This is a genomic window from Halobellus sp. Atlit-38R (assembly GCF_003665925.1).
Lineage (GTDB): Archaea > Halobacteriota > Halobacteria > Halobacteriales > Haloferacaceae > Haloquadratum > Haloquadratum inordinatus.
On sequence record NZ_QXIJ01000263.1, the window covers coordinates 1 to 485 of the forward strand.

General features: G+C 64.3%; 1 protein-coding gene. It reads right to left on the reverse strand.

The features are described from left to right. Positions 1-63 precede the first annotated feature (63 nt). Positions 64-485 (reverse strand): bile acid:sodium symporter family protein (locus D3D02_RS19270; RefSeq protein ID WP_394337745.1); only part of this gene is annotated, 422 nt, incomplete at its 5' end.

Consider the following 485-nt stretch of genomic DNA (forward strand, 5'->3'; position numbering starts at 1 on the left):
CAACTCCGAGACGAGCGAATCCGACCGCAGCGAAATCTAGACTGTCGTCGCCGCCGACGAGATTTAGTCGTCTGCGGGTGACGTTCGAACGACTGCCTCTTCAGCGCGCGAGAAGTAACGCGCCAAGAGCGGCCCGGTGCTGTTGTGCCAGACGCTGAAGAGCGCAGGTGGAAGTGCTGCCGCCGGGGAGAAAAACGAGAGCGCGAGCGCGGCCGCGAGACCGCTGTTTTGGAGTCCGACTTCGAAGGTCGTCGTTCGAACGCGGTCGTCCGACATGTCCGCGAGTCGTCCCGTGCCGTACCCTGTGCTGAGACCGATGGCGTTGTGGATCACGACGGCGGCGATGGCCGCCACGCCCGCACCGAGAATCGTGTCCACGTTGAGGCCGACGACGGCCGCGACGATAGCGACGATAGTCACGACCGACACGAGAGGGAACACGTCGAGTCCGACTTCGGCCACCTCGGGTGCGTATCTGTCGAGCG